We start from the raw sequence: 18057 nt of genomic DNA on the forward strand, positions 1-18057 counted from the left end.
CGAACGGAAAGCCGTATAATAAGTATGGCGAAAAAAATATAAATAAACAAGGTACATTTTTAACGGATTTTGATTAGAAGCAGGTGGTATTGCATGCATAAAAAACTCGCGTTTTTCTCAGGGTTTGTCACCCTTGGGATGATGCTTGTCCTCATCATGGGTGGAACCGTGACGAAGACAGACTCAGGGGACGGTTGCGGAACAGATTGGCCGCTCTGTCACGGGAAATTGATTCCAACTAACCCGAGTGTTGAAACGATGATCGAATACAGTCACCGTGTAGTATCTGGCTTTGAAGGCCTCCTCATCATCGCGCTTGCGATTTGGACATTCATCGCCGTCAAGCATCGTGTCGATGTGAAAATCTTTGCGTTTCTCGCATTTATCTTTATGCTCATCCAATCAATCATTGGAGCAGGGGCAGTCATTTGGCAACAGTCAGATGCCATCTTAGCCCTTCATTTCGGAATTTCGCTCGTTTCGTTCGCATCACTACTTATTTTGACGATTCTTTTGTTTGAAGGTGACCGAGAACATAAAGTTGTGTCGAAACGTTTGAGAGCTCATCTGTACGGACTTTCGATTTATACGATGATTGTCGTGTACACAGGAGCTTACGTCCGACACTTAGGAGCGACTTACGCTTGTGTCGGTTGGCCAATCTGTGACCAAGAGGTATGGACGTTCGAATCTTATGTTCAAATGGGACATCGTGTGATGGCAGGACTACTCGTCTTGTACACGTTGTATGTTCTGTACCTCGCTCGAAAAGAGATGAACCAATTAATCGAACGCGGCATGATGGCGTCTCTCTTTTTCATTCTTCTTCAAGTCGGAACAGGTGCATGGATCGTACTCGGTGGGCATGCCACATACGTACCACTTCTCCACGCATTCTTGATCACATGCTATTTCGGTATTTTGTCTTACTTGTCTTACCATGCATATCGATCGACCGGTCGACAAGATAGCACACAATTGAAAGACATGAATGGTTAAGTAAAAAAGCGCCGTGAACTGAACTGCCCCATAAAAGTTGGACATGCAAATCCAACTTTTATGGGGCGTTTTGGTTTACAACTCTTTAAATCGTTCGAGTGCCCGCGCTCTCGCTTCTTTATGGTCGACGAGTGGCATCGCATACTCTTTTCGATCAGACGGATCAGGAAAGTGAATCGATTTGTCCGTCACATGTTTCAGTTCCGGTACATATTTCCGGATGAACGTCCCATCTGGGTCGAACCGCTCAGATTGCGTCGTCGGGTTGAAGATCCGGAAGTATGGAACCGCATCCGTCCCGACCGAGGCGGCCCACTGCCATCCCCCGATATTCGATGATGCCTCATAATCGATCAATCTCCGCTCGAAGTACCGTTCCCCTTTTCTCCAATCGAGAAGAAGGTGCTTCGTCAGGAACGATGCGACAATCATGCGTAAGCGGTTGTGCATCCATCCCGTCTCGTTCAATTGGCGCATCGCTGCATCGACAATCGGATACCCGGTCTCCCCGTTACACCACTTTTCGAACTGTTCCTCATTGTCTTCCCATTCGAGCGATTTGTATTTGTCATTGAACGGTTGATCTTTCAATCCTTTGAACTTCGCCATCACCATGTAATAGAATTCACGCCACAGCAGTTCATCATAATACGTGTCGCGTCCTTTTGATTTTTTAGCGGATAACACCTGCTCGGTAACGGTACGAACCGATAACACTCCGGTTCGTAAGTACGGGGATAAGCGGCTCGTCCCCGCGATGCTCGGGATATCTCGTTTTTCATCATAATCAACCATGCGATCATTGACGAATCGAGTCAACCGTTTCTTCGCCTCGGTCTCCCCTAACCCTTTCCACTCGCGCTCACAGCGTTTGAACAAGTCTTTCAGTTCACTCGGTATGTCATTCTTTGTGCTAATGAATTCCGCTAAGCGATCGACATCAACATCGTAAGGTTTCGGCGGCTGTTCGGCATACGCCGCTTTTTTGAACGGGGTGAACACTTTATACGGATCACCGCTCTTTGTCGTGAACGCATCAGGGTGGAACAGATGGCGGTCGAGCAGTCTTACGACTTTCACCTCTTCACCAAGTGCGTCGATGACACGATCGTCTCGCTGTTTGAACGGTTCCACATACTCCGCATTAAAGTAAAGTACATCCATATCCCCGAGTTGTTTCACGAACTCCTTCTCCGTTTCCGCCACGAAGACGTGAAGTCCGAGTCCCTTCTCCTCTAGATCATCCATAAATGCCCGCATCGTCGAGAAGAAATAATCGTGACGCACTTCAAACGGATCACAATATTTCGGGTTTAGCCAAAAGACGAAAGCGAGGTCGTCCCCCTCTTCCGCATCGTTCAATGCCCGGTGAAGCATATGATTATCGGTCAACCTAAAATCTGATCGGAACCAACATACTCGTTTCATCATCACCACTCCCATCTACAAAAAAAGAAGCATAGCGCACTATGCTTCTTTTGATTATACAAATTCAATCAACAAGTCGTCACTTTGTATTGTGTCGCCTTCTTTAATGTGGATGGCTTTAATCTCCCCATCTTGCGCTGCCTGAATCGTCGTTTCCATCTTCATCGCTTCTGTGACGAGCAACTGCTCTCCACGATGAACACGACTTCCTGGCTCGACTAACACCTTCAACACAGAGCCCGGCATCGAGGCGCCGACTTGTTTCGAGTTCGAACGGTCCACTTTCGGACGACTCGTTGTCGCTGATTTGACGTTCACGTCTTTAATCTCAATCTCACGCGGTACGCCGTTCATCTCATAAGAAACAAGACGAATGCCATCTTCGTTTGGCGCACTGACTTGAACGAGCTTGATGATCAACGTCTTCCCTGTCTCGATCTCAACTTGAATCGTCTCACCGACATTTAATCCGTAGAAGAACGTCAACGTGTCGAGCACGGATACGTCACCGTATGTCGTCGTATGTTTGACATAGTCTTCGTACACTTTCGGGTAGAGCGCATGAGCGAGAAGCTCAAAGTCCGTGACCGGTCGCTCAAACTTTTCGAACAACTCTTGTCGTGAAGATTCAAAGTCATACGGCTTGATCAATTTACCAGGACGAACGTTCAGTGGTTCTTCCCCTTTCAAGATGACTTGTTGAACATCTTTAGGGAAGCCACCAGGAGGCGTACCCAACTCGCCGCGCATCATCTCGACGACCGAGTCTGGGAAGTCAAGCTGGTGACCACGCGTCATTACATCCTCTTCCGTCAAGTTGTGCTGCACCATGAAGAGTGCCATGTCTCCGACGACTTTTGAAGAAGGGGTAACCTTGACGATATCACCGAACAACATGTTGACCCGGGCATACATCGCCTTCACTTCTCCCCAACGGTCTCCAAGTCCGACCGCTTTCGCTTGTTGCTGAAGGTTCGAATATTGCCCACCTGGCATCTCATGTTCATATACAGACGGATGCGGTGCGCGCATGTCACTTTCAAACGGTTCGTAGTTATGACGAACATCTTGCCAGTAATCACTGATCACTTCATACTGTTTCGGGTCGATCTTCGGTTGACGCTCGTGACGGTTGAGCGCATAGACCAAACTTCCGCCTGAAGGCTGTGACGTCATACCGGACATCGAGCTTGCGGCAACGTCAACGATGTCTACACCGGCATCTGTCGCGCGTGCATAAGTGAAGATACCGTTACCTGAAGCATCGTGTGTATGCAGATGGATTGGTAAATCTACTGCATCTTTCAATGCTGAAACGAGTGCGTATGCTGATTCCGGCTTCAATAAGCCCGCCATATCTTTGATTGCTAGTATATGAGCACCGCTCGCCTCAAGTTTCTTCGCAAGATCGACGTAATATGGAAGGTGATACTTCGGACGGTTGCCGTCATATAAATCACCCGTATAACAAATCGCTGCCTCTGCAACTTTCCCTGTCGGTAATGTCGCATCGATTGCCAATTGAATCGACTCTAGGTTGTTGAGACTGTCAAAGATTCGGAATACATCGACTCCGGCGTAAGCTGCTTCATGCACAAACTTCTCAATGACGTTATCCGCATAGTTTTTATATCCGACCGCATTCGCACCACGAAGCAACATTTGAATCAGGACATTCGGCATCTTCTCACGAAGCTTCATGAGACGTACCCATGGGTCTTCGGATAGGAAACGGTATGCGACATCGAACGTCGCTCCACCCCATGCCTCGACCGAGAACAATTCTGGCATCAGTTTGCTTGTCGGTTCTGCGATGTTGAGGATGTCCTGCGTCCGCATACGCGTCGCGAGCAATGACTGATGCGCATCACGCATCGTCGTGTCCGTCAATAACAGTTCCGGTTGACGTTTGATCCAGTCAGCAAGGCCGTCTGGCCCGAGTTCCGTCAAGATTTGTTTCGTCCCCGGTTTTGCTTCAGCCGGAAGATCGTGCGGGATTCGTACAGAGCGGCTGATCGGCTTGTCTTTCAGACCCACTCCTGGGAATCCATTCACCGTTACATCCCCGATATAGTTCAACAATTTCGTCCCACGGTCTTTCCGTTTCGGGAAGACGAACAGTTCTGGCGTCTCATCGATGAATGACGTGTTGTAATCTCCGTTGATGAAGTTCGGATGCTTCATGACGTTAATCAAGAACGGAATGTTCGTCTTGATTCCACGAATCCGGAACTCGTTCAAGTTTCGTACCATTTTCGAAGCGGCTTGTTCGAATGTCATGCCATGCGTCGACAGTTTGACGAGAAGCGAGTCATAGTACGGCGAAATTTCTGCACCGACGTATGCGTTTCCTCCGTCAAGACGGACGCCAAAGCCGCCTGGAGAACGGTATGCCATGATTTTCCCTGTATCCGGCATGAAGTTGTTGGCCGGGTCTTCTGACGTTACACGTGATTGAATCGCATACCCGAGGAGTTTAATGTCCTCTTGTTTCGGCATTTGAATCATGTCGCCGTGGAGTGACTCCCCTTGTGCGATCATCAATTGTGTTTGAACGATATCAAATCCTGTCACCATCTCTGTAATCGTATGTTCGACTTGAACACGCGGGTTTACTTCGATGAAGTAGAATGACTCATCTTCTGTCACTAAAAACTCGACTGTACCCGCGTTGACGTAACCAACGTGACGCATGAGCTGTACCGCCGCATCACAAATCGCTTGACGCGAGGCTTCAGATAACGTCACACACGGTGCCACTTCGACAACTTTTTGGTGTCGGCGCTGAACCGAACAGTCACGCTCGAACAAGTGAATGATGTGACCGTGCTCATCCCCGAGAATTTGGACCTCGATATGTTTCGGGCGTTCGACGAGTTTTTCTATGTACACTTCGTCAGAACCGAATGCTTGTTTCGCTTCAGATTTCGCGCGTTCAATCAAATCTTTCATTTCAGCTTCTGTACGAATGACACGCATTCCGCGTCCTCCGCCACCCATCGAAGCTTTGACCATGAGCGGGAAACCATGCTCGTTCGCAAATGCTTCCGCATCCTCATAGGATGTGAGTGGACCATTTGAGCCCGGAATGACTGGGAGACCAGCAGCGATCGCACTTTGCCGTGCTCGTACTTTATCCCCAAACGCATGCAAATGCGACTCGTGTGGACCTACAAAGATGATTCCCTCTTCACGGCAACGTCGTGCGAGTTCGATGTTTTCTGACAGGAAACCATATCCCGGGTGAATCGCGTCACTGCCAGATTCCTTGGCGATTCGAATAACACCTTCGATATCGAGATACGCATCGATCGGCTTTTTATCGAGTCCGATCAAATAGGCTTCATCCGCTTTAAAGCGGTGTAATGAACCACTATCTTCTTGTGAATAGACGGCTACAGTCCGAATGCCTAACTCTGTCGCCGCTCGAAATACGCGAATGGCAATTTCCCCACGGTTTGCAACAAGTAACTTTTTAATTGGTTTCAAATGAAATCCCCCCGTTAATGAAGTTTGTTTGTTTCCTTATCTAACAACGTGAAGCGATGAACGTTGAACGTTCTCTTCTGACTTCACCCGAATCTCTTCTCGGCGTGTCGCTTCTCGATGACGGTTACGCATCGAGATACTACTGAGTACCCCAAGAATCCCCATCATCATGATGAGCGATGTTCCTCCATAACTGACCAGTGGCAAAGTCACCCCTGTCCCCGGGAACCAACCGGACATCGCACCGATATTGATAGCTGTTTGAATGATGATTTGTGATGCAATACCAAACGAGACGAACATCGCAAAATGACTGTCCGCATGATTGGCAATATGAATCGCGCGAAACGCGATGAAGAAGAGCAGTACCAAAACGGTTAGTACACCGAAGAACCCTAACTCTTCAGCGATGATCGACATGATATAGTCGGTCTCTGGTTCTGGTAAATACCCATACTTTTGAAAACTGTTCCCGAGTCCGACACCGGTCAATCCACCATGCACAATCGAGATGATCGACATTAGCAATTGATGCCCGTAACCTTCCGGGTCCATGAATGGGTTGAACACGACCTCAATCCGGCTCCGTTGATTCTCCGAGAAAATCGTCGTGAATAATAAGAAGACGGCACCGATTCCAGCTAAAATACCTGGAATCATGATTCGAAGTGGCGCCCCGACACCGAACCACATGAGAAGCATGATCGAACCGAGGACGAATAATCCACCCATATCCGGCTGCCCGTTGATGGCAATGGCGTAGAACGAGAAGTAAAAGAGAACCGGTACTAAGAAGAAGGCACCGATTTGAGCACGCCATCCTTTTTTCACGATGGCGGCCCGAGCTAACCGACCAGGTAGTCCTTTTAACTCGTTGTTCCATAGTTCATGGTAGTAATTCGCAAGCAAAATGATGAGAACGAATTTTGCAATCTCAACTGGTTGAATCGTAAATCCTCCGATGATGAGCCAAGCCCGCGCCCCGTTCAATGGCGGCATCGCCCAAGTGACAAATAGCAAGATGACTGAGACCGCATAGAGACTGAGGCGGATGCCTTTCTTCCGAAACATCTCATAGCGGAACAACGTCGCAACCAAATAGACAACAATTCCGATCCCGACGTAGACGAGCTGGCGATAGAACAAACTGCTATTCGCATAGTCCCCACGATTCCAAACGCTCGCACTATAAATCATGATCGAGCTGATCCCGACGAGCAAGAGCACTGACAAAAACAACGCAAAATCAAAATACCGAAACCGTGTTTTCATGTATTCACTTCCTTATGTAAAACAATCCGACAACCCTTATAAAAAAATACTCAAACAGCGCCACTTGCACAGTTTGAGTATAAGGTTCATAATTCTGAAGCTTCTGCCAAAGCAGACAACTTTTGTTCCAATGAATCGAGCAGTCCTTTACCTTCAATGTCTGAAATGAGTCCAAGACGAACCGCAAAATCAATTTGGCGCGATAGTCCAAACATATGTGTATCAAGCACCTCTTCATAAAGCGGGCACTTCGGCATTTTTAGGTTTTCTAACTGCACTTCAATCAGACAACGGATTTTCTCAGCATCCGCCTCGAGTAACTGTAGCGCTTGCTCCCGTTGGATTGCAGCCAAATTTGTCGCCACTACGACCCCTCCTCCGTACGATGACAGACTGTTTGTCATAACTCAACTGTACATTATCTTTCATCATAATTCAATGTGCAGTATGGATGAACGCGACATTCTTCCTCTTTTCCATTTTAGAAGAAAGAGCGTTATAATGAAACGTGTAATGTGTATAAAGGGGGATATAAGCATGATTTTTCCACTAGACGGATCGGTGCGTCACAGTTTGACGATTGACCCGACCGTATGGATTTTTGACGACCGCAAACGAAAGATTGAAGAATTGGACTCTGTGACGGAGAATGACCAAGAGGCCTACTATGCGAAAATGGGGAAAGCATGGGACGATGGTCTATCACAAGGAACAAGAATTGATCACAATAAGCCGATGTCTCGACAAGACAAAGACGCAGCGTTACGCGATTCGTTCGCGATGCCACTCTCGCCGTTTTTGAACAATGCCGAACCTGTCGACTTGGCCACACATATCCGCTTCTACGGCGAAACGATTTTGACGATTCCACTCAGCGAAGCGTCTCGTGTCTATTTACAATTTTCAAAAGACGGGAAAGTACTCGCTGACGGACCGGTCTACGTTTTGTACGACAATCAAATCATCCGCCAAGTGAACCATATCACCGTACTGAGCAATCAATGAGAAGGAACGTTCCTTCTCATTTTTTGGACTTTTTAGTTCACAAAGTGTAATATGTAGTGTATTGACTACGAATTGAATAAGAAAGGTCGTGACGCTTACGATGCCTTTATGGAAACGAAATTTAATAGTTGTTTGGATCGGCAGCTTCTTGACCGCCGCTTCAATGAGTCTCGTCCTCCCCTTCCTGCCATTGTTCATTGAACAACTCGGGGTAAAGGACCCTGACCATGTCGTCACTTGGTCGGCGATCGCATTCGGTGCGACGTTCCTCGTGGCCGCAATCGTCTCCCCGATGTGGGGACGTCTGGCAGACCAAAAAGGGAGAAAGTTGATGCTCATTCGAGCGAGTCTCGGAATGGCCATCGTCATGTTTCTCATCAGTTTTGTGCAAGACGTGTATCAACTTGTCGGGTTGCGTTTACTCATGGGTGCCGTTTCTGGATTCATCTCAGCCGGTATCACCTTGGTCGCTTCCCAAACCCCAAAAGAGAAAAGTGGCTGGGCGCTCGGTACCCTGTCGACCGGTGGAATCACCGGTGGTCTACTCGGTCCGCTCATTGGCGGACTACTCGCAGACTGGATTGGGCTTCGATCCGTTTTTCTCTTTACCGGAAGTGCACTCTTCCTCACATTCCTCATCACGCTCTGGTTCGTAAAGGAAGAGTTCGTCCCAGTGAAACGTGAAGAGCTCGCCTCAGTGAAGTCTATTTTCGCCTCACTGCGACATCCCCAATTGATTGTCGGGCTGTTTGTGACAACGTTCCTCATCCAGTTCTCAACACAATCAATCGGACCACTCTTGACGTTGTACGTACGTGAATTAAATCCGCATACGACCGCACTTGCTTTCATGGCAGGGATTGTCGCATCCGCCCCTGGGCTCGCCGCTCTCTTTTCAGCTCAGCGCCTCGGACGACTATCGGACCGATACGGGGCTGAACGGATCTTGTTTTGGGCACTGCTACTCTATAGTTTATTCTTGATCCCACAAGCATTCGTCACTTCGACGACGCAACTCATCCTGTTACGCTTCGGGATCGGATTTGCGACCGCTGCTTTGATGCCATCCGTTCAGTCATTACTGCGACAACATACACCAACCGCTGCAACCGGAAGGATCTTTTCATATAATCAGTCCGCTCAGTTCATGGGAAATTTACTTGGACCGCTATTTGGCTCTCAAATCGTGGCACACTTCGGATTTTCCGCACTGTTCATCATCACAGGATTGATCATGATTTCGAACGCCTTTTTAGAACGGACGAACGTCCAATCGCTACAACTCGATACAAAATAACGCCGAGCACTGAGCTCGGCGTTATTTGTGTATGTCGCTTATAACAAATCGGCAGCCAATCTTGCGAGGGACGAACGCTCCCCTTTGACAAGTTGTACGTGACCGAAAACATTTTGTCCTTTGAATCGTTCCACCGCGTACGTCAATCCGTTCGAATATTCATCTAAATACGGATGATCGATTTGGTACGGGTCACCGACGAGTACAATTTTCGAGTTCTCCCCGACACGGGTGAGAATCGTCTTGATTTCATGCTTCGTTAAGTTTTGCGCCTCATCGATGATGATGAACTGGTCAGGCATGCTTCTACCACGAATATAAGTGAGTGCTTCGAGTTGAATCGACTTCATACCAGCCAAAATATTTCCTAACTCATCCTTTGAGTTGGCGCTGAATAAAAATTCTAAATTATCATAGATCGGTTGCATCCACGGACGTAATTTTTCTTCCATTTCACCCGGCAAGTAGCCGATATCATTCCCCATCGGAACGACCGGTCGTGCGACGACGAGCTTATTGTACCGCTGTTCATCCTCGACGAGTGAGAGTCCTGCCGCTAAGGCAAGAAGCGTCTTACCGGTTCCAGCTTTCCCGAGCAACGTGACGAACGGGATGTCATCTCGGAGCAGCAAGTCGAGCGCCATCCGTTGTTGCACGTTTCGTGGATGGATCCCCCAGATGTGTTCCGCATCTAACGCTAACGGACGGACGATCGGTTGAAGCGTGTCGACCACTGCAAGCGCACTCGCTTTCGAGACGTTACTTTTTAAGACGACAAATGAATTGGGGTATAGCGTCTGTTTCGTCAATGCAGATGTCGGTAGTTGGCGAACTTTATAAAATTCATCGATGAGCGACTGGTCGACCTCAATTTCGCGATAGCCGGCATACAAGTTTGTCGTATCGACGATATGGTCTGTCAAATAATCTTCAGCATCGATTCCAATGGCGTCCGCCTTGACCCGGACCAATATATCTTTTGAGACGACGACGACTTTATGATTGGCGTCATGCTCGTATTGTTTCATTAATTTTAAGGCAACGAGTAGAATGCGGTTATCATTCGTCATCACGTCGAACGGAATATCGACTTCGTGCTCGTGACCAATCTCGACAAAGAGACGTCCACCATTTTCAAGTGGGACGCCGTCATGGAGTTTCCCCGACGTTCGGAGTTGGTCCAAAACACGCGACGTTTCACGGGCGTTACGCCCGACCTCATCCATGTTTCGTTTTTTACCATCAAGCTCCTCTAAGACAATGGCCGGAATGACCACGTCATGTTCTTCAAATTGAAATAAGGATAGCGGATCATGTAGGAGTACGTTCGTATCGAGTACATACGTTTTTTTCATAGACTTTGCCGCCCCTCGAATATAGGATGGTAATCAAGAATGAAGGCTTTCTTTCACTTCACGGTCCAACTTTTCCGCCGCACGGATATCATATGTTTTCGTGATTGCGGGTTGGGCGTAAGCTGCACCGTAAAACGAGATGTTCCTCACTTCTTCGACATGTCCTTCAAAAAAACGAAGATGGAGGCTCGGTTTCATCATCGGTTCAAATTCTCGGATGGATGAAAGCAACACGTGATAGGACTGACCATCTTCGATAAAGATGAGACCGGCCGTCTTCTCGGTCGATAAGATTGTCACGATATGTGAATTCTTCGTTAGTGCCAGCCGAATCGTGACAGGGTCGAGCGCTTGCACCCAACTGATGGCGTGACTGATTGGCCATCGCTTCGCCTCATCAAAACCGACGAGAAATGTTAACGGCATGTCGTTCAACAATCGCTGTTGCGCGGCTGTCAATTCAAACGTTGCCTTACTCGCCATTCAACTCCCCTCCTTTTACCGGGTATGGTTGTACCATTCTCCCTTACCGATTCAATTCCCTGCTTTCAACGGTTGAAATCATGCTATACTCATCCTATAGAGGAAGGTGAAAAGATGCGTGTAAAATGTTCTCTTTGCGATAAAGTCGAAACAATCGACTCATGGTCGTTTGAAGCAAAACGATTGCGCAATAAGCCGGCTAAAACATATATGTGTCAAGACTGTCAGGAGCGAATCAGCGAACGTACCGCCGAACGCGCCGCATCTGGACAATTCAAGTTATATCCTACTTTTCGACAAAAGCGAAATTGGTAAACAAAACGGGCGCCTCCGAAGAGACGCCCGTATTTTTTTACGATTGGACTGCATCTTGACGACGGTTCCACCAGAGGCGACCGCGATAGATGGCCAAGACGATGGCCATGACAGCAAGTACTTCCGGGATCGGCCACGTGAAAAAGACGAGTGCCATCGTACCCGCTCCAAGAGCGAGTAGAATATAGACGATGAGTGATTTCCACCACGCCAATTGTTTTGCAAAACCAAGTTTAAAGACGAGAATCGTCAATAAGATGACCGTGACAACGAGTGCGTTGAATCCGACCGAAAAGTCATTAGGGTCGCTCCCGACACCTAGCATCGAGGCAATCCACGGAACATCAATTTGTGTGATATCGATTGTTTGAGAAGCTTTCAAGACAAAGAGTCCCCCTTTATTTCATACACATCCATTCTACACTATTCCATGCAAAAGGGAACGCCGAAGCGTTCCCTTTTCTGATACTTATTCTTTACCAAGTTTACGACGCTTGTCAGCTTTCTCGCGTTCGTTCTTGTTCAAGATTTTCTTACGGAGACGGATTGACTCCGGCGTGATTTCACAGTACTCGTCATCGTTCAAGAACGTGAGCGACTCTTCGAGTGAGAAGACGCGCGGACGTTTCAAGACTTGTGTCGAGTCTTTTGCTGAAGCACGCATGTTTGTCAATTGCTTCCCTTTAACGGCATTGATTGCAAGGTCGACGTCACGGTTACATTCACCGATGATCATTCCTTCATATACGTCCGTACCTGGCTCGATGAAGATCGTTCCACGGTCTTCAAGTGCACCGATTGAGTAAGCCGTTGACTTACCGTTTTCGATACAAACCATGACACCACTGCGACGACCGCCGATATCAGCTGCGATATACGGACGGTACTCTTCGAACGTGTGGTTCAAGATTCCGTATCCGCGTGTCGCCGACAAGAATTCGTTACGGTAACCGATGAGACCGCGTGATGGAACGATGAATTCCATACGTGTCTGACCGTTGTCGTTCGTGTTCATGTTCGCAAGCTCACCTTTACGGAGACCAATCGACTCCATGACTGAACCTGTATACTCTTCTGGTACGTCGATGATGACGCGCTCGAACGGCTCAACTTTCGTACCGTTTTCGTCTTCACGAATGATTACTTGTGGTTTCGACACTTGAAGCTCGTAACCTTCACGACGCATGTTCTCGATCAAGATACCGAGGTGAAGCTCACCACGTCCTGATACGACCCATTGGTCAGGTGAATCCGTGTTTTCAACACGAAGTGAAACGTCTGTCTCAAGTTGCTTCATCAAACGCTCTTCGATTTTACGTGCAGTGACGAAGTCCCCTTCACGTCCTGCGAACGGAGAGTTGTTCGTCATGAAACGCATTTGAAGTGTTGGCTCATCGATGCGAAGGAGCGGAAGTGGCTCTTCTTTACCGACTGGAGTGACCGTCTCACCGACGTTGATGTCTTCCATTCCGGCGATGGCGATCAAGTCACCTGCTTTTGCTTCTTCGATTTCGACACGTTTGAGGCCGAAGTAACCGAACAATTTCGTGACACGAAGTTGCTTCACCGTACCGTCTGTTTTACAGAGTGATACTTGCTCACCAACTTTGATTTTCCCGCGGAAGACGCGACCTACACCGATTCGGCCGAGGTAGTTATCATAGTCGAGCATTGTGACTTGGAATTGAAGTGGCTCGTCTGAGTTGTCCACTGGAGCCGGTGTATTTTCAAGAATCGTATCAAGTACGTGTGTAATCGTTTCTTCTTGGTTTGCTGGATCAGGATCGAACGAACTTGAACCGCTGACAGCCGAAGTATAGACGACAGGGAATTCAAGTTGATCTTCATCTGCGCCAAGATCGATCAAAAGATCAACGACTTCATCGACAACGTCGAGTGGACGAACCATCGGCTTATCGATTTTGTTAACGACGACGATTGGACGAAGTCCTTGGTCGAGCGCTTTTTTCAATACGAAACGAGTTTGTGGCATACAGCCTTCACGTGCATCGACGACGAGGATAACGCCATCAACCATACGCATGATTCGCTCAACTTCTCCACCAAAGTCTGCGTGACCTGGCGTATCAACGATGTTGATGCGTGTGTCTTTATAATCGATTGCCGTGTTTTTCGCGAGAATTGTGATTCCACGCTCACGTTCGATATCGTTTGAGTCCATCGCGCGTTCTGCGACTGCCTCGTTCGTCCGGAATGTACCAGACTGTTTCAATAATTCATCGACTAACGTTGTTTTACCGTGGTCAACGTGAGCGATGATGGCTACGTTACGAAGGTTTGTTCTTACGTTCATGTAGTTATTCCTCTCTTATTTAAAAAGTTTCAGCTTTTCTTCAACTTTAAGAGTATAGCACACGTCACAGTACCTTTGTCGAGTGGAATCGACTGTGAACGTTTTCATTGGACGTTTTTTATCATACAATGGGGTAGAGAAGAGAAAATAAGGAGGAGTCTCCATGCAGCTTATGTTTCTATTGATTGCCATGGCCGTCGTCGCCGGATTTGTCGGCATCGGCATTGGGGTGGCCGAAGGGAGCGCCGCGATCATTTTAGGAAGTCTTGTACTTAGTGGCATCGCGACGTTTTTTGGCATTCAATTACGTCGTCGTATTCTTTCTGATCGCCAATCTTGATAAGAAAAAGGGTTGCTCTGACAACAGTCGAGCAACCCTTTTTTCATGAAATGGATGAGTTAAATCGGACGCGTCAAGCAGATGCGATCTCGTAGGACCAAGCCATCCTCCTCAATTGCATCGTATCCATGATTTAAAAAGTAATCACGTTCCACCGAATCAAATCGGAATCCAGCTTGCTGATAAAAACGTAATTGCATGATGCTTGAATTCCCCGTACAAACGAGAAGTTCTTGACCACCGAGTGCTGTCGCACGTTTAATCGCGTCTTGAAGCATCCGCTGACCAATCGTTTGATTTTGTCTCTCTGGCTTCACCGCGATATTGACAAGTTCAACTCGCCCTTCCCCGTGTGTGACAAGCATATAAGCACCCACGATTTCTCCACCGAGTAACGCTTTGAACGTCCGCCCGGTCTGAAACTGCTCTCGGACCATCGCTTCATTCGGGTTCGCTAAAACGAGCAGATCACGAATTTCTTCATACGACTCGTGTTCCACGATTTGAAGATCCGGCTTCGCTTCAGCGGTTACGCCTTTTGCGATGACATAGTGTTTGATGACGTCATTGACGAACGACTCGCTTCCTGCCAATACGGACGTTCTCCCATCGTATCGGATGGGTTCCCCATATAAGGAAACGACACGCCCGCCCACTTCTTCCACGAGCAATTTTCCGGCAGCATAATCCCATGGCATGTTGCGCATCGTAATGTATCCGTCCACACGTCCTGCGGCTAACCAGGCAAGTTCAAGCGATGCAGCCCCATGCGCCCTCGTCCCAATCGAGTCTCGAACAATCGGAGCAAGGATTTCCGGGGCAATTTGATGGTTCGGCGTGACCCACGTCGCATTCATGCTTAAGAATGCATCTCGTACATGATGTTCGTGTAGGTTCGTCAAAGTCCGTCCGTTCAATGTCGCACCGTATCCTTTCCGGGCCATGAACATCTCATCCGCCATCACGTCATAGACGAATCCATATTCCACGACTCCGTCGACCATGATGGCCACCGAGATGGCGAACATGCGCTTCTGATGAATAAAATTTAACGTCCCATCAATCGGATCGACGAACCAGACCGTCCCTGACAGCGTGTCTGGTGTCTCCGTCGTTCCTTCTTCCCCCATAATTTGATGGTCCGGGAATTGTTTTTGAATGCGGCGGATAATCAGCTGTTCGACCGCTCGGTCAATCTCAGTGACCAAGTCCCCTTTTCCCGTCTTCCGTTCCACTTCATAACTTTGATCAATCTCACGACGAATCAATTCTCCCGCCTGTTTGATCAAATCGACTGCAAACCATTCCATCATCTATGATCACCTCAACTGTATTGTACCAAACAAAAACCAGTATCCGCTCGGAATACTGGTTGAATGTGTGTGTAATGGTCAGGCTTCGAGACGCAATAATTCTTGGCGGTACTTCTCCAACCGATGCTTGCTAGCCTGAACTGTAGCATCATCCTGTGACGCCATCGCATCGAAGAGGGTTGCCAATTCATAATCAATCTCCAAGCGCAGCACCGGGATCCGTTTTTCTGCGTCTTTTCTTTTGAATGCCTCAATCACTTGTTTCATAAGATGCCACACTCCTTTTGTTGGGCTACAAGTTACGGTTTAATGAGTTGAATTGAGTATATCAGATAAAATTCGAAAAAGAAAGAGAATTGTCTGACTATTTTGAATTTTTTATCTTAATGGATATATTCCCAATTTCAAAGCCCTTAAACCTGAATAAGTGTTAGATAACTGTACCCGATTTAAAGAAGAAATAACAAAAAAGCATGCCTGAATTTGCACGGGCATGCTCGGACTTACAATTTAATCATTTTGCTCGACGACTTCATCGCCGCTTGAACGGTACGATACGTAGAATATCCAGTCTGTTCGTCGTGAACCGCGTTCAGTTGTTTCTCCTCTGACTTAGATGTTACGATTTGTTTGAAGGCCCGGTACGCGTCTAGGAAAACTTCACGCTCGACCCCACCTTCGTTCGCTTGCGCGACGACATTATAGAACTCGACGACCTCGATCAGTTCATCAGTCGTCCAATCCGGATTGATCGGATAATTGATTTGCATATTGTTCACCTCGACACTCATTGTATCAACAAAAAAAACTATTGCAAGTTACGCTATAAATCTCTATAGTTTTTTTGTTGCTTCTTTTTTAAATCAACATATAAATTAACGATATCATTCATCATATAAACAAACTGTTTCCAAGGGGGATTTACGATTGAAATTAAAAGGTGCTACTCAGCTCGAAACGCCACTATTTGACACGTTGCTTGAACATGTCGACTCAAATCCGATTGCGTTCCACATTCCTGGTCATAAAAGCGGGAAAGGGATGGATCCGGAGTTTCGTGACTTTATTGGCGAAAATGCCCTAAAAATTGATTTGATTAATATTGCCCCACTCGATGACCTCCATCATCCAAAAGCGGCAATCGCTGAAGCGGAACGCTTGGCGGCAGAGGCGTTCCGTGCTGACGAGACCTTTTTCTCCGTTCAAGGAACGTCGAGTGCCATCATGGCGATGATCATGGGCGTCGTCGGACCGAATGAGAAAATCATCGTTCCACGTAACGTGCATAAGTCGGTCATGTCCGCGCTCGTCTTGACAGGTGCGCACCCGGTCTTCATCCACCCAGAATTTGACGAGACGTACGGCATCGCCCATGGAATCACAGCGAGTGCCGTAGAACGTGCACTCGAGCTCCACCCGGACACAAAAGCCGTACTCGTCATCAACCCGACTTATTTCGGTGTTGCAGGTGATTTGGAGCGCATCGTCGATGTCGCCCATGCCCAAGACGTACCCGTACTTGTCGATGAGGCGCACGGTGTGCATCTGCCGTTCCACGATGAACTTCCACTCTCGGCGATGCAAGCCGGAGCGGATGTGGCGGCAACGAGCGTCCATAAACTTGGTGGTTCGATGACAGGTAGTTCTATTTTGAACGTACGCCGTGGCCTCGTCTCACCCGAACGGATTCACGCGATGCTCTCGATGATTACAACGACATCAACGTCATACTTGCTCCTTGCTTCTCTCGATGCAGCGCGTCGACAGCTTGCGACGAAAGGTCATATGATGAACGAACGAGCGCTCGACCTCGCACGTATGGCGCGTTCGGCAATCAATCAAATGCCGAACTTGTCTGTGTACGGACACGCGGAGCTTCATTCTGAATCGACTTACGCACTCGACGAGACAAAAGTGCTCGTATCGGTCCGCGAGCTCGGTGTGACCGGATTTGAAGTCGAGAAATACCTCCGAGAAAAACATCGGATTGAAGTGGAAATGTCGGATTTATTGAACGTGCTCTTCATCGTCACATCAGCAGACGATGAGTCGACGATTCAAGCATTGATTGAAGCGATGCGCGACGTCGTATCCGTCTATCAGACGTCTGGGAATGACTCGTTATCGATCATGCTCCCTGAGATTCCACCACTTGCGCTCAGCCCGCGTGATGCGTTTTATGAAGAGACGGAGACGATCCCTCTCGAAAACGCGGTCGGACGCATTTCAGCGGAATTCATCATGGTGTATCCGCCAGGAATTCCAATCATCATTCCAGGTGAATTGATCACAACGTCGACACTCGACTATATCATGGCCAACATCGAAGCCGGTCTCCCGGTTCAAGGTCTTGAAGATGAGTCTCTTCAGATGATTAAAGTCATCCAACAAACAAAAGCGATTCGTTAAACAAAAAATGAGCCGGTCATCGTGACCGGCTCATTTTT

17 protein-coding genes are annotated in these 18057 nt (G+C 47.9%); 6 read left to right on the forward strand and 11 right to left on the reverse strand.

The features are described from left to right. Window positions 1–93 precede the first annotated feature (93 nt). Window positions 94–999, forward strand: a complete 906-nt coding sequence (locus KNO87_RS04975) for a COX15/CtaA family protein (RefSeq protein ID WP_214789052.1) — start codon at window positions 94–96, stop codon at window positions 997–999. A gap of 75 nt (window positions 1000–1074) precedes the next feature. Here KNO87_RS04975 and KNO87_RS04980 read toward each other — a convergent pair whose 3' ends face one another. The 4 genes from KNO87_RS04980 to KNO87_RS04995 form a co-directional block, all read right to left on the reverse strand. Then, on the reverse strand, window positions 1075–2427 hold the full coding sequence (locus KNO87_RS04980) for a cryptochrome/photolyase family protein (RefSeq protein ID WP_214794196.1): 1353 nt from the start codon (window positions 2425–2427) through the stop codon (window positions 1075–1077). 54 nt (window positions 2428–2481) lie between these two features. Further along, the gene (locus KNO87_RS04985; RefSeq protein WP_214794198.1) at window positions 2482–5916 is read right to left on the reverse strand and encodes a pyruvate carboxylase; all 3435 of its coding nucleotides are present in this window, start codon (window positions 5914–5916) and stop codon (window positions 2482–2484) included. Window positions 5917–5952: 36 nt separating this feature from the next. After that, window positions 5953–7188 carry an FtsW/RodA/SpoVE family cell cycle protein gene (locus KNO87_RS04990; RefSeq protein WP_214789061.1) on the reverse strand — a complete coding sequence of 412 codons (1236 nt, stop codon included), beginning with the start codon at window positions 7186–7188 and terminating at the stop codon, window positions 5953–5955. An 86-nt stretch (window positions 7189–7274) separates the two neighbouring features. Next, complete coding sequence (locus KNO87_RS04995; RefSeq protein ID WP_015881276.1) at window positions 7275–7553, reverse strand: Fpa/YlaN family protein; 279 nt, start codon at window positions 7551–7553, stop codon at window positions 7275–7277. 172 nt (window positions 7554–7725) lie between these two features. On the opposite strand from KNO87_RS04995, the gene KNO87_RS05000 reads away from it, so the two are divergent. Both KNO87_RS05000 and KNO87_RS05005 read left to right on the forward strand, forming a co-directional pair. Next, a complete protein-coding gene (locus tag KNO87_RS05000; RefSeq protein WP_214794200.1) occupies window positions 7726–8193 on the forward strand; it encodes a hypothetical protein in 468 nt (155 codons plus the stop codon). 100 nt (window positions 8194–8293) lie between these two features. Continuing rightward, the gene (locus tag KNO87_RS05005; RefSeq protein WP_214789067.1) at window positions 8294–9490 is read left to right on the forward strand and encodes a multidrug efflux MFS transporter; all 1197 of its coding nucleotides are present in this window, start codon (window positions 8294–8296) and stop codon (window positions 9488–9490) included. Between the two features lie 38 nt (window positions 9491–9528). Here KNO87_RS05005 and KNO87_RS05010 read toward each other — a convergent pair whose 3' ends face one another. Together KNO87_RS05010 and KNO87_RS05015 are read right to left on the reverse strand one after the other, a co-directional pair. Beyond that, window positions 9529–10845 (reverse strand): PhoH family protein, encoded by a 1317-nt coding sequence (locus tag KNO87_RS05010; protein WP_214789070.1) that lies wholly within the window; start codon window positions 10843–10845, stop codon window positions 9529–9531. 33 nt (window positions 10846–10878) lie between these two features. After that, complete coding sequence (locus tag KNO87_RS05015) at window positions 10879–11328, reverse strand: PNPOx family protein (RefSeq protein WP_214794202.1); 450 nt, start codon at window positions 11326–11328, stop codon at window positions 10879–10881. 114 nt (window positions 11329–11442) lie between these two features. Between KNO87_RS05015 and KNO87_RS05020 the strand changes: the two genes are divergently transcribed. Next, entirely contained in the window at window positions 11443–11643 is a 201-nt protein-coding gene (locus KNO87_RS05020; RefSeq protein WP_074034957.1) for a YlaI family protein, read from the forward strand. A gap of 37 nt (window positions 11644–11680) precedes the next feature. Here KNO87_RS05020 and KNO87_RS05025 read toward each other — a convergent pair whose 3' ends face one another. After that, entirely contained in the window at window positions 11681–12025 is a 345-nt protein-coding gene (locus KNO87_RS05025) for a YlaH-like family protein (RefSeq protein ID WP_214789075.1), read from the reverse strand. An 87-nt stretch (window positions 12026–12112) separates the two neighbouring features. Continuing rightward, complete coding sequence (gene typA / locus KNO87_RS05030; protein WP_214789078.1) at window positions 12113–13957, reverse strand: translational GTPase TypA; 1845 nt, start codon at window positions 13955–13957, stop codon at window positions 12113–12115. A 163-nt stretch (window positions 13958–14120) separates the two neighbouring features. Between typA and KNO87_RS05035 the strand changes: the two genes are divergently transcribed. Further along, entirely contained in the window at window positions 14121–14297 is a 177-nt protein-coding gene (locus KNO87_RS05035; RefSeq protein WP_214789081.1) for a DUF5325 family protein, read from the forward strand. A 59-nt stretch (window positions 14298–14356) separates the two neighbouring features. Here the strand turns inward: KNO87_RS05035 and KNO87_RS05040 are convergent, their stop codons facing one another. The 3 genes from KNO87_RS05040 to KNO87_RS05050 all read right to left on the reverse strand — a co-directional run bounded on the left by KNO87_RS05040 (window position 14357) and on the right by KNO87_RS05050 (window position 16380). Then, window positions 14357–15607: an inositol monophosphatase family protein gene (locus KNO87_RS05040; RefSeq protein ID WP_251126749.1), complete on the reverse strand. Its 1251-nt coding sequence runs from the start codon at window positions 15605–15607 to the stop codon at window positions 14357–14359. Window positions 15608–15688: 81 nt separating this feature from the next. Then, complete coding sequence (locus tag KNO87_RS05045) at window positions 15689–15877, reverse strand: hypothetical protein (protein WP_015881266.1); 189 nt, start codon at window positions 15875–15877, stop codon at window positions 15689–15691. 236 nt (window positions 15878–16113) lie between these two features. Next, window positions 16114–16380: a UPF0223 family protein gene (locus KNO87_RS05050; RefSeq protein ID WP_214748331.1), complete on the reverse strand. Its 267-nt coding sequence runs from the start codon at window positions 16378–16380 to the stop codon at window positions 16114–16116. 157 nt (window positions 16381–16537) lie between these two features. Here KNO87_RS05050 and KNO87_RS05055 point away from each other — a divergent pair, with 157 nt between their 5' ends. Beyond that, window positions 16538–18019, forward strand: a complete 1482-nt coding sequence (locus KNO87_RS05055; RefSeq protein WP_214789086.1) for an aminotransferase class I/II-fold pyridoxal phosphate-dependent enzyme — start codon at window positions 16538–16540, stop codon at window positions 18017–18019. Window positions 18020–18057: the final 38 nt, after the last annotated feature.

Origin of the sequence: Exiguobacterium sp. s34 (assembly GCF_018617435.1) — a bacterium.
GTDB lineage: Bacteria > Bacillota > Bacilli > Exiguobacteriales > Exiguobacteriaceae > Exiguobacterium > Exiguobacterium aestuarii.

Bases quoted from the DNA above. Each gene is read 5' to 3' on its own strand.
- KNO87_RS04975 (WP_214789052.1), top strand. From the start codon at position 94: ATGCATAAAAAACTCGCGTTTTTCTCAGGGTTTGTCACCCTTGGGATG.
- KNO87_RS04980 (WP_214794196.1), bottom strand. From the start codon at position 2,427: ATGAAACGAGTATGTTGGTTCCGATCAGATTTTAGGTTGACCGATAAT.
- KNO87_RS04990 (WP_214789061.1), bottom strand. From the start codon at position 7,188: ATGAAAACACGGTTTCGGTATTTTGATTTTGCGTTGTTTTTGTCAGTG.
- KNO87_RS05000 (WP_214794200.1), top strand. From the start codon at position 7,726: ATGATTTTTCCACTAGACGGATCGGTGCGTCACAGTTTGACGATTGAC.
- KNO87_RS05005 (WP_214789067.1), top strand. From the start codon at position 8,294: ATGCCTTTATGGAAACGAAATTTAATAGTTGTTTGGATCGGCAGCTTC.
- KNO87_RS05010 (WP_214789070.1), bottom strand. From the start codon at position 10,845: ATGAAAAAAACGTATGTACTCGATACGAACGTACTCCTACATGATCCG.
- KNO87_RS05015 (WP_214794202.1), bottom strand. From the start codon at position 11,328: ATGGCGAGTAAGGCAACGTTTGAATTGACAGCCGCGCAACAGCGATTG.
- KNO87_RS05020 (WP_074034957.1), top strand. From the start codon at position 11,443: ATGCGTGTAAAATGTTCTCTTTGCGATAAAGTCGAAACAATCGACTCA.
- typA (WP_214789078.1), bottom strand. From the start codon at position 13,957: ATGAACGTAAGAACAAACCTTCGTAACGTAGCCATCATCGCTCACGTT.
- KNO87_RS05035 (WP_214789081.1), top strand. From the start codon at position 14,121: ATGCAGCTTATGTTTCTATTGATTGCCATGGCCGTCGTCGCCGGATTT.
- KNO87_RS05040 (WP_251126749.1), bottom strand. From the start codon at position 15,607: ATGGAATGGTTTGCAGTCGATTTGATCAAACAGGCGGGAGAATTGATT.
- KNO87_RS05045 (WP_015881266.1), bottom strand. From the start codon at position 15,877: ATGAAACAAGTGATTGAGGCATTCAAAAGAAAAGACGCAGAAAAACGG.
- KNO87_RS05050 (WP_214748331.1), bottom strand. From the start codon at position 16,380: ATGCAAATCAATTATCCGATCAATCCGGATTGGACGACTGATGAACTG.